Source organism: Kitasatospora sp. Xyl93 (assembly GCF_055383135.1).
On the sequence record NZ_AP029185.1, the window covers coordinates 8103107 to 8115856 of the forward strand.

At 74.9% G+C, this 12750-nt stretch carries 13 protein-coding genes; 6 read left to right on the top strand and 7 right to left on the bottom strand.

The window, feature by feature from the left end:
* Both ACZ5GH_RS35175 and ACZ5GH_RS35180 read left to right on the top strand, forming a co-directional pair.
* On the top strand, positions 1–327 hold the full coding sequence (locus ACZ5GH_RS35175; protein WP_464336351.1) for a saccharopine dehydrogenase NADP-binding domain-containing protein: 327 nt from the start codon (positions 1–3) through the stop codon (positions 325–327).
* Between the two features lie 15 nt (positions 328–342).
* Positions 343–1188, top strand: a complete 846-nt coding sequence (locus ACZ5GH_RS35180; protein WP_464336352.1) for a saccharopine dehydrogenase family protein — start codon at positions 343–345, stop codon at positions 1186–1188.
* A 9-nt stretch (positions 1189–1197) separates the two neighbouring features.
* Here ACZ5GH_RS35180 and sigJ read toward each other — a convergent pair whose 3' ends face one another.
* Positions 1198–2127, bottom strand: coding sequence for an RNA polymerase sigma factor SigJ (gene sigJ, locus ACZ5GH_RS35185; protein ID WP_464336353.1), 930 nt, complete (start codon positions 2125–2127; stop codon positions 1198–1200).
* A 126-nt stretch (positions 2128–2253) separates the two neighbouring features.
* Here sigJ and ACZ5GH_RS35190 point away from each other — a divergent pair, with 126 nt between their 5' ends.
* On the top strand, positions 2254–2700 hold the full coding sequence (locus ACZ5GH_RS35190; RefSeq protein ID WP_464336354.1) for a hypothetical protein: 447 nt from the start codon (positions 2254–2256) through the stop codon (positions 2698–2700).
* A 6-nt stretch (positions 2701–2706) separates the two neighbouring features.
* On the opposite strand, the gene ACZ5GH_RS35195 is transcribed toward ACZ5GH_RS35190, so the two are convergent.
* The 5 genes from ACZ5GH_RS35195 to ACZ5GH_RS35215 form a co-directional block, all read right to left on the bottom strand.
* Entirely contained in the window at positions 2707–4758 is a 2052-nt protein-coding gene (locus ACZ5GH_RS35195; protein WP_464336355.1) for an alpha-galactosidase, read from the bottom strand.
* A gap of 111 nt (positions 4759–4869) precedes the next feature.
* Entirely contained in the window at positions 4870–7278 is a 2409-nt protein-coding gene (locus ACZ5GH_RS35200) for an RICIN domain-containing protein (RefSeq protein ID WP_464336356.1), read from the bottom strand.
* A gap of 279 nt (positions 7279–7557) precedes the next feature.
* Positions 7558–8124: a rhodanese-like domain-containing protein gene (locus ACZ5GH_RS35205; RefSeq protein WP_387755916.1), complete on the bottom strand. Its 567-nt coding sequence runs from the start codon at positions 8122–8124 to the stop codon at positions 7558–7560.
* Between the two features lie 120 nt (positions 8125–8244).
* The gene (locus tag ACZ5GH_RS35210; RefSeq protein ID WP_464336357.1) at positions 8245–8994 is read right to left on the bottom strand and encodes a sulfite exporter TauE/SafE family protein; all 750 of its coding nucleotides are present in this window, start codon (positions 8992–8994) and stop codon (positions 8245–8247) included.
* The gene (locus ACZ5GH_RS35215) at positions 8991–9410 is read right to left on the bottom strand and encodes a rhodanese-like domain-containing protein (RefSeq protein WP_464336358.1); all 420 of its coding nucleotides are present in this window, start codon (positions 9408–9410) and stop codon (positions 8991–8993) included. The genes ACZ5GH_RS35210 and ACZ5GH_RS35215 overlap by 4 nt, the downstream gene beginning before the upstream one ends.
* A gap of 295 nt (positions 9411–9705) precedes the next feature.
* Between ACZ5GH_RS35215 and ACZ5GH_RS35220 the strand changes: the two genes are divergently transcribed.
* Together ACZ5GH_RS35220 and ACZ5GH_RS35225 are read left to right on the top strand one after the other, a co-directional pair.
* Positions 9706–11091 (top strand): MBL fold metallo-hydrolase, encoded by a 1386-nt coding sequence (locus ACZ5GH_RS35220; RefSeq protein ID WP_464336359.1) that lies wholly within the window; start codon positions 9706–9708, stop codon positions 11089–11091.
* 269 nt (positions 11092–11360) lie between these two features.
* Complete coding sequence (locus ACZ5GH_RS35225; protein ID WP_387755924.1) at positions 11361–11744, top strand: cupin domain-containing protein; 384 nt, start codon at positions 11361–11363, stop codon at positions 11742–11744.
* On the opposite strand, the gene ACZ5GH_RS35230 is transcribed toward ACZ5GH_RS35225, so the two are convergent.
* Complete coding sequence (locus tag ACZ5GH_RS35230; protein WP_464336360.1) at positions 11686–12204, bottom strand: helix-turn-helix domain-containing protein; 519 nt, start codon at positions 12202–12204, stop codon at positions 11686–11688. The genes ACZ5GH_RS35225 and ACZ5GH_RS35230 overlap by 59 nt on opposite strands.
* Before the next feature lie 40 nt (positions 12205–12244).
* Here ACZ5GH_RS35230 and ACZ5GH_RS35235 point away from each other — a divergent pair, with 40 nt between their 5' ends.
* On the top strand, positions 12245–12718 hold the full coding sequence (locus ACZ5GH_RS35235) for a DIP1984 family protein (protein WP_464336361.1): 474 nt from the start codon (positions 12245–12247) through the stop codon (positions 12716–12718).
* The last annotated feature ends 32 nt before the right edge of the window (positions 12719–12750 follow it).

Here is a 12750-nt window from a genome sequence, read left to right on the forward strand (position 1 = left end):
ATGAAGCTGCTCGCCCTCGGCGGTGCCGGCGCGATGGGCCGCACGGCCACCCGGGTCGCGGCCGCACTGCCCGGCGTCCACGAACTGGTCGTCGCCGACCGGGACCTCGACGCCGCCCGCCGCACCGCCGCCGCACTCGCCGCCGACGCACCGGTGCCCGTACGCGCCACCCGGGTCGACGTCACGGACGGCCCGGCGCTGCACACCGCCCTCACCGGGGCCGACGCCGTGCTCAACACCGTCGGCCCGTACTACCGCTACGGCCTCGACGTGCTGCGCGCCGCCATCCGCACCCGCACCCACTACCTGGACATCTGCGACGACTGAGAACCCACCCTGGCCATGCTGGAACTGGACGACCGGGCCCGCGCCGCCGGGGTGCGGGCGGTGCTCGGCATGGGCGCCAGCCCCGGCGTCAGCAACCTGCTCGCCGCCCGGGCCGCCGCCCGCCTCGACACCCTGACGGACCTGTACACCGCCTGGCCGGTCGACGTCGGCCCCCGGCCCGACCCGCCGGCCGAGGCGTCCCCGCCCGACCCGGGCGGCGCGGTCCCGGCCGCCGCCGTGCACTGGATGCAGCAGATCAGCGGCACCGTCGCGGTGGTCGAGGACGGCCGGCTCGTCCGGCGGCCCCCGCTGCGCCCGGTCGCCCTCGACCTGCCCGGCGGGCGCCGCGGCACCGCCTACACCGTCGGCCACCCGGAACCGGTCACCCTGCACCGCGGCCTGCGGCCCGCCGGCGCCGCGGCCGACCTGATGGTGGTCAGGGCCGGGACGGCCGCCTACCTGGACGTGCTGCGCGAGGACCTGGACGCCGGGCGGCTGACCAACGAGGCAGCCGCCGCCGACCTCGACCGCCCCGCCCTGCGCCGCACCCTGCGCGCCGCCGCCCGCGCCGCCCGCTTCCGCGGCCCGGGCACCCTCCCGCCGTTCTTCGCCGCCGCCACCGGCACCCGCGACGGCCGCCCGGCGACGGTCCTCGCCCGGCTGGGCGGAGCGGACCGGCTGCTGGCCGACATGGCGGAGGCGACGGGCGTCCCCGCGGGGCTGGGGCTGGCCCAACTGCTGGACGGGACCGCGGGACCGGCCGGGGTGCACCCGCCGGAGGCGGCGATCGACGGGGACCGGTTCTTCCGGGACCTGGCGCGCGCGTGCCCGGGGGTGGAGGTGGTGGTGGAGGGGCCGTAGGGCGGGGACTCAGCCGCCGCGGGGGTCCTCCGCCGTCCACGGGCGCAGCTTCTCCGGGTTGCGGACCGCCCAGATGCGGGCTATCCGGCCGTCCGCCAGGCCGAACGCCGCCACCGTCGCGGTGACGCCGCCGGCCCGGGCGACCAGGCCGGGGCGGCCGTTGACGGACCGTTCGAGGAGCGCCAGTCCGGGCGCCTTGTCGGCCATGTGGACCAGGTACCGGGCGATCCGCTCGCCGCCCGCCACCGGGCGCAGGGCCGCGCCGGCCAGGCCGCCGCCGTCGGCGGTCATCGTGGCACCGGGGGCGAGCAGGCCGACCAGGGCCGCGATGTCCCGGGCCTCCCAGGCCTCCTTGAACTGCCGCACCAGACCGGCCTGCGCGCCCCTCGGCACCGCCGGGGCCCGCGCGGCCCCGACCCGGCGGCGGGCGGAGGCGGCCAGCTGCCGGCAGGCCGCCGGGGTGCGGCCGACGATCTCGGCGACCTCGGGGAACGGGTAGCGGAACACGTCGTGCAGGACGAACGCGACGCGCTCGGCCGGGGTCATCGCCTCCAGGACGACCAGCAGGGCCATGTCCACCGACTCGTCCAGGGTGACCCAGTCCGCGGGATCGGCCGGGCCGCCGCTGCCGCCGGCCGGCCCGCCGATCCACTCGCCGCGGTCGGGCAGCGGTTCGGGGATCCACTCGCCCACGTAGCGCTCCCGCCGGGCCCGGGCCGAGCCGAGCAGGTCCAGACAGACCCGGGTGGCCACCGTGGTCAGCCAGGCTCCTGGCGACACCACGTCCTCCCGCTGCCGCCGCGACAGCCCGTACCAGCGGGCGTACGTCTCCTGCACCGCGTCCTCGGCCTCGGCCAGCGAACCGAGCAGCCGGTAGGCGAGGTTGATCAGCTGCCGCCGCTCGCCGACGATCACGCTCAGCTCCGCTTCGGTGGTCATGCCCGGTGCCGCTCCCTGGTCCTGTTCGCCCGTCACCGACCAGACCTCACACTTCGCCGGCCTGTGTCGTCGGATCAGCGGGACACTACCGACCAACCGCCGCGAGGCAGAAGAGGGGGCCGCACCATGGCCGTGCAGACCACGGCAGGACAGCCGGTGGAAGCGTCGTCGAAGACGGTGGTGGAACAGCGCACCCGCGCCTACCTGCGGGGCTCCGTCGCGCTCCAGACCGCCGCGATCTTCTTCCAGGCGGCCACGGCCGGCCTGCTGCTCTCCACCTCCTACGGCGAGACCCTGCACAGCGTCGGCGCCCGGGTGATGTACGGGGCCTCGATGCTGTACCTGCTCGCCGCCGTCCTGGCCTGGCGGCCGGGCGGCGGTTCACCCCGCCCGATCCTGTACGCCACCGGGTTCCTGGTGCTCGCCTCGGCCCAGGTCGTCCTGGGGGTGGCCCACGTTCCCGCGGTCCACGTCCCGCTGGGCGTGCTGATCTTCGGCCTGAGCCTGGCGGTGCTGGTGCGGATGCCGGCCGCCCGCCTCGTTCGGCGGACGGCCGGCACCCGGGACCGGTGAGGGTTCTCAGGAGCCGAGGGCCCAGCTCTGGCCCGCGGCCGGACGGGTGGTGACGGGTGTTCCGGCGGTGCCGGCGCCGGCGTCGAGGGCCAGGCCGGTGGCGACGTTGGTGACCGTGACGCCGCCGGCCAGGCCCTGGGTCAGCCGCCACTCCTGCCAGGGATTGCCGGGCGACAGGTCGAGCAGGTAGGCACTGTCGCCGGCCGAGGCCCCGGCGGAGAGCACGGTGTGCCGGTGCGGGCCGGTGGCGCAGCCGTCGCTGATCCGGACGGTGCCGTCGGGGTTGGAGGTGAAGGTCCACTGCTGGGCCGGGTCACCGCCGCGCCGCGGCTCCAGGTCGGTGACCGAGCCCAGCGGCGCGGTGCACGAGCCGAGCAGCGACAGCGCGAGGCCGCCGCTGGTCAGTGTGTGGTACCCGCCGTCGTCGACCACGTCCGACGGGCCGCCCGCCGACTCGGCGGTGAGCCGGTACAGGGCCGCGCCGTGCGGCGGAAGGGCGGCGCCGAGCGGCCCGGTGACGGTCGAACCCGCCCCCGTCCACAGCTCCCTGGCCCGGTAGCCGGAGCCGCCGAGGCCGAGTTCGGCGAGGCTGGTGGCGACGGTGCGGCCGGCCGAAGGGTCCTGGTTGACCAGCAGCACGGCGGTGTCGCCGTCGGCGAGCTGCCGCTTCAGTACGACCGGCGCGCGGCCGTCGGCGGGCCGGGCGCCGACCAGGGTGGCGGGCCGGGCCAGGCTGTCCTGGTCGACGGCGATCACCTCGCGGTTCTTCAGGACCGCCAGGCTCGCGTCGCTGATCCCGGTGGACCAGGTGTAGCCGTCCGCGCTGTGCCGGGACTGCGCGGCGGTGCGCAGGTCGGCGCCGGAGATCAGCGGCGCGGCGAGCATCGCGAGGATCGAGGTCTCCGTCCGCGACTCGTCGTCGGTGAAGGGCCTGTGGCAGGGGCAGGTGTCGGTGGTGCCCCACAGGCCGTAGGGGTCCTGCCAGCCGGCGAACATCATGTCGAGGTCGTTCCAGCTGCCCGGGCGGACGTTGCCCGGGTAGTCCAGCGCCGTGCGCAACTGCCCGTTCCAGAGCACCCCGTCGAGCTCGCTGCTCCGGTCGCCGCCGATCCGGCACAGGTGGGCGACCTGGCCGCACCAGACGCCGGTGGGCGCGTAGCCGGGGGCGTGGAAGGGGGCCGTGCCGGCGGCCCGGACCACCGGGTCGGTGCGGGCCGGGTCGTCGGCGGCGAGCAGGTACGGGACGCCGGTGTGGACGGGCTGCGCGGAGACGCTGAGGGTGACCTTCGGCCCGCCCTGGGCGGCGGAGGCGGCGTCCAGCGCGCGCTGGAAGGTCTGCACCCGGGTGTAGACGGAGCGGGTCAGCTCCTTGCCCTCGCCCTGGGTGCCGTAGTCGTGGCCGTCCGGTCCGGTGATCGCCGGGCCGTACGGGCAGTCGTCGTACTTGACGAAGTCGACGCCCCAGGAGACGAAGTCGGCCGCGTCGGTGGACTCGTGGCCGAGGCTGCCCGGGTGCATCTGGCAGGTGAGATAGGTGTCGGTGGCGTAGAGGCCGAACTTCAGGCCCTTGCCGTGCGCGTAGCGGGCGAGGTACTCGATGCCGTTGACGGTGCGCCCGTCGACGGTCCGCGCGGGGAAGTGGTCGGGGCGCGGGACGAGGTGGCCGGAGGTGGGGTCGTTGCCGGTGCCGTCGGTGCCGCTGACCGGGTTCCCGGCGTCGTCGTACAGCTGCAGGCCGCCGTCGGCGTTGCGGACCAGGTCGGTGGTCTGGCCGTCGCGGTGCCACAGCGACCAGCCGTCGTCGACGGTGACGGTGTCGTAGCCGGCCGCCACCAGTCCGTTGGCGGCCATGAAGTCGATGGTCTGGACGACCTGCTCCTGGGTGACCTCGGTGCCGAGGGAGTTCCAGGAGTTCCACCCCATCGGCGGGGTCAGGGCGTTGCCGTCACCGAGCGCGGCGGCGGGGGCGGCCGTGCCGAGACCGACGGCTCCCAGGCCGCCGGTGGCGAGGGCGAGGGCGAGCAGGGAAGCCGCGAGACGGCGGCGGGGTCGGCGCATGTGCGCACTCCTGAGGATGTGGGGGACGTGGCGGTTCGTCAGGATGGTCTCCGGGGAGAGAACGCGGCCGGCCGGGTGGGGCCGGCCGGCCGCGGTGGTGCGGTGTGGGGGTCAGTCGGTGACGGCGGCGGTCGCGGAGCGGCCGGGGGCGAGGGTCACGGTGGTGGAGGTGTGGGCCAGGCCGTCGACGGTCGTGGTGCGGACCTCGCGCTGCTCGCCGTCGACGGTGAGGCCGGCGTGCCGACCGGGGAAGCGGGCCTCCCAGGTGAGCGGCTCGGTACCGGTGTTGGTGACGGTGCTGCGCAGCGCACCGTCGTGGCGGACGGTCACCGTCCCGGTGCCCACCGGGATGCCCGCGACCTGCAGCCAGCCCATCGAGGCGGGCAGGCGCGAGGTGGTGGCGAGCGCGCGGCCGGCGGCGTCCGGGGTGACGCCGAGCAGGCCCTGGACGGTCTGGGCGAGCAGGGTGAACGGGACCTCGGGGTAGTCGCCGTTCAGCATGGCGCCGCTGACGTGCGGCTCCCCGACGCTCTCGTAGACGTGCCGCATCCACTTCCAGGCGGTGGCGCCGTCGTGGTTGGCGAAGAAGGCGTCCGGCAGGTAGGTGTAGGCCTCCAGGTTGGCCGAGCGCTCAGGGCCGGAGTCGGCGGCGTCGATGGCGGCGAGGTGGGCGTCCCGGCGCGGGCCCGGGTCGAGCAGCTGCTTGACGGGCATCAGCACACTGGCCTCGTAGCCCCAGCCGGTGATCGGCCTGCCGGTGGTGTCGTAGCCGTGCACGACCTCGCCGGGCTGCGAACCGTCCACGCTCCAGGTGGAGTTGACGTACGAACGGAGAGTCTCGGCGGCCTTCCGGTAGTCGGCGGCGGAGGCGGCGTCGCCCCGGGCGTCGGCCAGGGTCGCGGCGGCGAGGTAGGCCTGGTACTGGGCGCCGACCGCGTCGCCGGCCTCGGCGTAGGTGCGGGTGGCGTTCTCGGCGTAGCTGGCGGTGCCCGCGAAGATGCTGCGGCTGGTGGCCTGCGGGATCGGCACCCCGCCGTTGTCGACCGGGCCGGGGTGTCCGGCGATGAACGGGCCGAGGGTGTTGCGGACGTAGCGGCCCAGGGCCGGGTCCTCGGCGTAGTCGCGGTCGCCGGTCCAGCGGAAGGCCTCGCCGGCCTGCTGGACGAGTTCGAACGGCGCGGGCAGCTCGCGCACGAAGCGGTCGGGGCCGCGGTAGTCGATGGCGGCGTAGCTCCGGGCGTCGAGGTTCAGCGCCCAGACCGGGTAGAGCCGGTTGACGTCGGTGGCGGAGGCGGCGAAGCCGCGCAGCATGGTCTTGTTCTCGGCGTCCAGGCCGAGCAGGTGGGCGCCGACCAGCTGGTGGGCGAAGTCGCGGCTGTAGAAGGCGGATCGGAACGGGTAGCCCGCCCAGTAGGTGGCGTCGTAGGTGGTGGTGCCGGTGCCGCCGGGGTGGTTCTCGTCCTGGTCGAGCACACCGGTGGCGCCCGCCTGCTGCACCCAGCTGTTGGCCTTGGCCTTCGCCCAGTCGAAGAGGGCGGCGACCTCCGGGTCGGAGGAACTGGCCACCGGGTCGTCGGGGGCGGACGGGGCGACGGTGGCGTCGTCCACGTTGACCCAACCCGTGGGCGAGGAGCCGATGGTGAGGGTCAGCCGGTCGCCGGGGGCGACCGCCACCCGGGGGAGGGTGTACTTCGCGTAGAGGGGCTGCTCGGGCAGCGGGAGGGTGCGCACCACCGTGCCGTTGACGCTCACCGAGAGGCTGCCGCCGGCGCCGCCCGTCGCGATCCAGGCGGACAGGTCGTAGGAGCCCGCGGAGACGGCGGTCACCTGCTGGCTCACCGCGTGGCTGGGGCCGGCGTCGAGGTAGGCGAGGCGGCTGCCGCCGTGCGGGTTGTTGGTGGCGGTGCCGGTGTGCCCGGTGAAGGTCCAGCCGGCGGAGCCCTGTTCGAAGCCGGGGTCGGCGAGGACCAGCGGCTCGCTGCGGGTGAGCGTCCAGCGGTGGGCGGGGCGGTGGTCACAGTGGTGGTCGTGCTCCACCGGCGCCGGGTCGGCGGTGAGGCAGCCGCCGGTGCCGCGGGCGGTGAGGGTGTAGGTGCCCTGGGGCGCGCGGGAGACGGTGAAGCGCTCGGCCTCGGGGGAGCTGCCGCAGTCGGCGGTGGCGGGTCGGCGGCCCGGGCCGCCGGGGCCGCCGGGGGTGCCGGGGGTGCCGGGGGCGCCGAGGGTGAGGCAGCGGCCGCTGGCGGCGTTGACCAGGAGGTAGTCGTTGCCGGTGCGGCGCAGTTGCCAGCGCTGGCTGAGCAGCCGCCCGCAGGCCGTGCCGACCACCGGGGTGCCGGGGGCGGGCTGGGCGTACTGCGGGCCGAGGCAGCTGCCGTCCAGGGCGGAGCCGAGCCGGTAGCTGCCGCCGTCGACGAGGGGTGCTCCGGCGGCGGCCGGGGCCGGGGCGGCACCGAGGGCCTGGGCGGCGAGGACGGCCAGCAGGGCGAGACCGGTGGGCAAGGCGCGGTGGCGGTGCGGCATGGCGGAGCTACCTCCGGTCGGTGAGGGGCAAGGGGCGTTTGAACGTTCAAATCATGGGCGGTGTGGATCCAGAGCTATGATGCATCGCATGTGATGGGTGACATTTCACATGGTGGGCCCGGCCACGTCAACGGGACGCGCGGTGACGGCTTCCGGGAGGTGGTCGGGAGAACGGGTGAAGGCCCCTGCCCCACGGGGGTGGGCAGAGGCCTTCAGGTGCGGGGCATCGCGTGCCGGGCTCGGGGCTCGGGCGTGGCGGTGGGGGCGTTCGGCTGGGGCTCAGGGCTTCAGGGCGGCGAGCGTCTCGTCCAGGCTCGGCGCGCCGGGGCGGGGCCGGTTGAAGGGGAGCCTGGAGAGCATCGAGCCCATGGCGCAGGTGTTGGTCAGGGCGGAGAAGGCCAGGCCGCCACCGACGGCCGCGGAGACCCAGCGGGCGCCCGGCAGGGCGAGGTCGATCAGCACGCCGGCCAGCACCAGCGAGCCGGCCACCATGCGGACCTGGCGGTCCAGCGCCCACACCCGGCGGGCGCCGGCCGCCCGGTCCAGCGGCCGGCCGGCGCCCGCCCAGGCGTTGGTACCGCCGGTGAGGGTGAGGGTCGGGACGCCGGCGTCCGCCAGCTGCCGGCAGGCGTTCTCGGCGCGCGGCCCGGCGGCGCAGACCACGGCGATCTCGCCCTGTCCGGCGGCCTCGCGAAGCGCGGGCAGGGCACGGTCGAGCTGGTCCAGCGGGACGTTCAGGGCGCCGGGGATGTGGCCCGCGGCGTACTCGCCGGGGGAACGGACGTCGATGAGGGTGAGCTGCCCGAGGCGGGGCTGGAGCTGTTCGACGGTCAGCGGCGTGGTCATGGGGTGGGGAGTCCTCTCGGGAGGGGGTGATCGGTGGGGGAGGAGGTCTGGATCGGGGGTGTCCGGCTATCAGCTCAGCGCGGCGATCAGCTCAGCGTGGTGATCAGCCCAGCGTGGTGATCAGCCCAGCGTGGTGATCAGCATCAGCGCGGCGACGGCGAGCAGGGCGACGGCGAAGGCCTTCTGGAGGGTGCGCCCGCTGAGCTTGTCGGCCAGCCGCTTGCCGTCCCAGGCGCCGAGGATCGCGGCCCCGGTGAAGGGGGCGGCCACGGCCCAGTCGATCGCGCCGGTCGCCCCGAGGCGGGGCAGCAGGGCGGCGAGCGAGTTGGCGGTGATGACCAGCAGGCTGGTGCCGACCGCCTCGGCCATGGTGAAGGCGAGCACCGAGACCAGGGCGGGTACGGCGAGGAAGCCGCCGCCGACGCCGAGCAGCCCGGTGACGGCGCCGAGCCCGGCGCCGGTCGCGGTCGAGCGGCCGGGACCTGCGGCGGAACGTTCCTGCTTCTCCGCCTTGGGCGGCACCAGCATCCGCCAGGCCGCGAGCGCCGCCAGCAGGGCGAAGGCGCCGGTCAGCAGCGCGCCCGGCAGATGGGCGGACAGCGCCCCGGCGGCCATGGCGGCGGGCAATCCGGCGGCGGCGAACAGCGCGCCGGTGCGCCAGCGGACCCGGCCCGCCCGGGCGTGGGCGAGCAGCCCGGTCAGCGAGGTCGCGGCGACGATCACCAGGCTGGCCGTGGTGGCCAGCGCCGGGCTGAAGCCCAGCAGGTAGACCAGGGCGGGAACGGCGAGCATGCTGCCGCCGCCGCCCAGCCCGCCCAGGGCGAGTCCGACCACCGCACCGGCGGCGAGCGCCAGCAGCAGGGTGGTCATATCACGTGCCCGGCAGTGCCGCCGGGCGTGGTGACCGGCAGCCCGGACAGTGCCCAGGCGTCCATGCCGCCGGCCACGTTCAGCACCTGGACGCCGCGCTGGGCGAGCAGTTCCGCCGCGCGCCGGGAGCGGTTGCCGGAGCGGCAGACCGCGAGCACGGTCCGCCCGGCCGCCGCGGTCGGCAGCGGGACGCCGGCGGCGAGCCCGATCAGCGGCTGGTGCAGCGCGCCGGGCGCGTGCCCGGCGGTGAACTCGGCGGCCTCGCGGACGTCGAGCAGGACGGCGGCGCCGGTGCGGGCGAGCTCGTGGGCCTCGGCGGGACTGGTCTGACCGGGCGTGTTCGGTCCGAGCGCGTTCGGTCCGGGCGTGTTCGGTCCGGGCGTGTTCGGTCCGTGGGTGTGCGGCAGCAAGGGCATGGGGTGTCTCCAGTGGTGCAGCCCGGACCCGCAGTGGTCCGGCGAATCGGGGGCGGCGCGGGCGGCCGTGCGGGCCCGGTGGCCCGAAGCGGCGGCGTGGCCTCGGCCCCGCCCGTACCGGATCGGTGGCGGCGGCCGGCCCCCTGATGCCACCATAGTACCCCCGGGGGTATTATCGAAATCGTTCGGCATACCCCCGTCCGTATCGGCCCGAGAGGCCGTATGCTCGCAAATATACCGAGGGGGGTATCCAAGACGGCGCTGTTTCGCCCGTATCCGCCCAGGAGGGTTCCCCGTGTACTTCGCCCAGTTCTACCTCGACTGCCTCTCCCAGGCCTCCTACCTGATCGCCGACGAACGCACCGGCCGCGCCGTGGTGGTCGACCCGCGGCGTGACGTGGACGAGTACGTCGCCGACGCCGAGACCCGCGGGTTCACCGTCGTCGGTGTCGTCAACACCCACTTCCACGCCGACTTCCTGGCCGGCCACCTCGAACTGGCCGACCGCACCGGCGCCTGGATCGGCTACGGGCGCCGGGCGGAGACCGAGTACCCGATCCGCAAGCTCGCCGACGGCGAGCGGATCGAACTCGGCGACGTCACCCTGCAGATCATGGAGACCCCCGGGCACACGCCCGAGTCGATCAGCATCCTGGTCTTCGAGCAGCCCGACGACACCGTCCCGTACGGCGTGCTCACCGGCGACGCCCTGTTCATCGGCGACGTCGGCCGCCCCGACCTGCTCGCCTCCACCGGCGTCACCGCCGAGGAACTCGGCGCCATGCTCTACGACAGCGTCCACCGCAAGCTCATGGCCCTGCCCGACGAGACCCTGGTCTTCCCCGCCCACGGCGCCGGCTCGGCCTGCGGCAAGAACCTCTCCAGCGAGAAGCGCTCCACGATCGGCGCGCAGCGGCTGACCAACTACGCCTGCCGGCCCATGGACCAGGACACCTTCGTCCGCATCGTCACCGCCGGCCAGTCCGCCGCCCCCGCCTACTTCGGCCACGACGCCGACCTCAACCGCCGCGAGCGCGAGCTCTTCGACCGCACCAACGCCGCCCGTCCGCTGTGCCCCGAAGGCTTCAGGGAGGCCCGCGCCGCGGGCGCCGTCGTCCTCGACGCCCGCAGCCCCCAGGACTTCGCCGCGGGACACCTGAGCGGCGCCGTCAACGTCCCCCTCGACGGCCGCTTCGCCGAACAGGCCGGCACCGTCCTCACCCCCGACAGCACCATCGCGATCATCGCCCCACAGGACCGCGAGGACGAAGTCGTCGTCCGCCTCGCCCGCATCGGCTTCGACCACGTCGCCGGCTACCTGCGCAACCCCGGCAACGCCCTGCCCGCCCTCGCGGACGACCTCACCCCCGCCAACCGCCTCACCGCCGACCAACTCCGCAGCGCCCTCGCCGGTGAGCAACCCCCCACCGTCCTGGACGTGCGCACCTGCGGCGAACGCGAAGCAGGCTTCATCGAAGGCTCCCTGCACATCGCCCTCGCCGAACTCCCCGCCCGCCTGGACGAGATCCCCACCGACCGCCCCCTGGTCGTCCACTGCGCCGGCGGCCACCGCTCCTCCATCGCCGCCAGCCTGCTGCGCCACCACGGCCACGCCGACGTCTCCGACCTCCTCGGCGGCTACACCGCCTGGGACACCCCCACCCGCCCCGCCCAGGGCTGAACCCGGCCGTCCAGGCGGGCACGCCGGTGGCTCTGAACCGGGGCTTCGCGTTGCGTCCAGGCCCGAACCGGTCGGGAACGAAGCCGGCCTCGGCCGGATCGCGGTGGACCACCGAACGGGCCTGTTCAGGCGCTCTGCGGTCCGCTTGACGCTCATGGACTGCGCGAGCGCGGAAAGCGGCCGTCCTCTCCGGATGCGCCCCACTGCGCGAAGTGGTCGACTCGAAGCGACGGGAAGTCTCGGAGTCATCACCGAGAGGAGTCACCGCGATGCCGAAGGTATCCAGACTGTCCGCGACGAAGGTCCAGGAATTCGGGCCGGTGACCGACCGCCGCGAGGAGCTGAACGGGTACACCGTCGAATTCGTGTCCTTCGCCGCCGACGCGGACCTTGACGGGCCGCTGCAGGCGCTGCCCGGCGGGGCGTGCCAGTGTCCGCACTGGGGCTACGTCATCGCCGGACGGGTGCGCTTCACCTCGGGGGATCAGGAGGAGGTGTACGAGGCCGGTGACGCGTTCTACCAGCCGCCGGGACACCGGCCGTACGTGGACGCCGGCACCGAGCTTCTGCAGTTCAGCCCGACCGAGGAACTCGTCAGGACCGAGCGGGCGATCGAGGAGTGGATGAGCCGTCAGCAGGGCGGTACGCCGTAGCCCCGGCCGTTGGCTCCGCCATGGGCACGAGGGCCGGGACGGGCTTGGCGCCGTGACGGTCCTCGGTGCCGTTACCCGGCCGGCCGGAACTGGCGCCGGTAGGTCGAGGGGCTGACGCCCGTCGCCTCCCGGAGTGGCGGCGGAAGCCCGCGACGGTCGGGCCCACCCGGCTGGCCACCACCTCGATCGGATGGTCCGCGGACTCCAGCAGCGCGGCGCCGGCCCGGATCCGCTGGTGGGTGATCCAGCGTCCCGGCGGCAGGCCGGTCGCGTCGACGAAGCGGCGTTCGAACTGGCGTACCGACAGGTGCGCGACGCAGCCAGTTCGTCGACGGCGCGCCGCCGGTGCAGGTTCTCCAGCGCGAACCCCACGGCGCCGTCCACCGGGTCGTCGGCCGGCGCCCTGCGCGCCGCCGCCCGGCCCCGCCCCCGGTGATCGCACCGTCAGTCTGATGTGCATACTTACCGGACGATCAGTAGCAGGGAGAGGTGGTGACCCGGTGAAGCTGGCTGAGGCGCTCGCGCAGCGCGCGGCCGCGGTGCGGCAGGTGGAGCAGTTGCGGGCACGGGTCGTCGATAACGCCCGCTACCAGGAGGGCGAGGAGCCGGCCGAGAACGCGGCGGCGGCCCTGGCCCAGGCCGGCGAGGTGCTGGACGAGCTGGAGCGGCTGATCCGGCAGATCAACCGGACCAACTCCACCGCGGTCGTCGACGGCGGTGGCACTCTCACCGACGCCCTCGCCCGTCGGGACGTCCTGCGACTGCGTCACTCGGTGATCACCGCGGCCGCCGATGCCGCCTCCGGCCGTGACCAGCGCGGCGCCGTACGGCAGTTGAGGTCCGAGCTCAGGATCCTCTCCGCCCTGCCGGTCGCCGAGCTCCGTGCCCGGGCGGATCTCCTGGCCAAGGAGATCCGCGAAGTGGACACGCTGATCCAGCGCACCAACTGGGAGATCGACCTGATCGAGGACTGACCCCACGAACTGGGTGTGGGAAGCAGGTAGTC

Bases quoted from the DNA above. Each gene is read 5' to 3' on its own strand.
- ACZ5GH_RS35190 (WP_464336354.1), top strand. From the start codon at position 2,254: ATGGCCGTGCAGACCACGGCAGGACAGCCGGTGGAAGCGTCGTCGAAG.
- ACZ5GH_RS35180 (WP_464336352.1), top strand. From the start codon at position 343: ATGCTGGAACTGGACGACCGGGCCCGCGCCGCCGGGGTGCGGGCGGTG.
- ACZ5GH_RS35230 (WP_464336360.1), bottom strand. From the start codon at position 12,204: ATGCACATCAGACTGACGGTGCGATCACCGGGGGCGGGGCCGGGCGGC.
- ACZ5GH_RS35225 (WP_387755924.1), top strand. From the start codon at position 11,361: ATGCCGAAGGTATCCAGACTGTCCGCGACGAAGGTCCAGGAATTCGGG.
- sigJ (WP_464336353.1), bottom strand. From the start codon at position 2,127: ATGACCACCGAAGCGGAGCTGAGCGTGATCGTCGGCGAGCGGCGGCAG.
- ACZ5GH_RS35200 (WP_464336356.1), bottom strand. From the start codon at position 7,278: ATGCCGCACCGCCACCGCGCCTTGCCCACCGGTCTCGCCCTGCTGGCC.
- ACZ5GH_RS35205 (WP_387755916.1), bottom strand. From the start codon at position 8,124: ATGACCACGCCGCTGACCGTCGAACAGCTCCAGCCCCGCCTCGGGCAG.
- ACZ5GH_RS35215 (WP_464336358.1), bottom strand. From the start codon at position 9,410: ATGCCCTTGCTGCCGCACACCCACGGACCGAACACGCCCGGACCGAAC.
- ACZ5GH_RS35195 (WP_464336355.1), bottom strand. From the start codon at position 4,758: ATGCGCCGACCCCGCCGCCGTCTCGCGGCTTCCCTGCTCGCCCTCGCC.
- ACZ5GH_RS35210 (WP_464336357.1), bottom strand. From the start codon at position 8,994: ATGACCACCCTGCTGCTGGCGCTCGCCGCCGGTGCGGTGGTCGGACTC.
- ACZ5GH_RS35175 (WP_464336351.1), top strand. From the start codon at position 1: ATGAAGCTGCTCGCCCTCGGCGGTGCCGGCGCGATGGGCCGCACGGCC.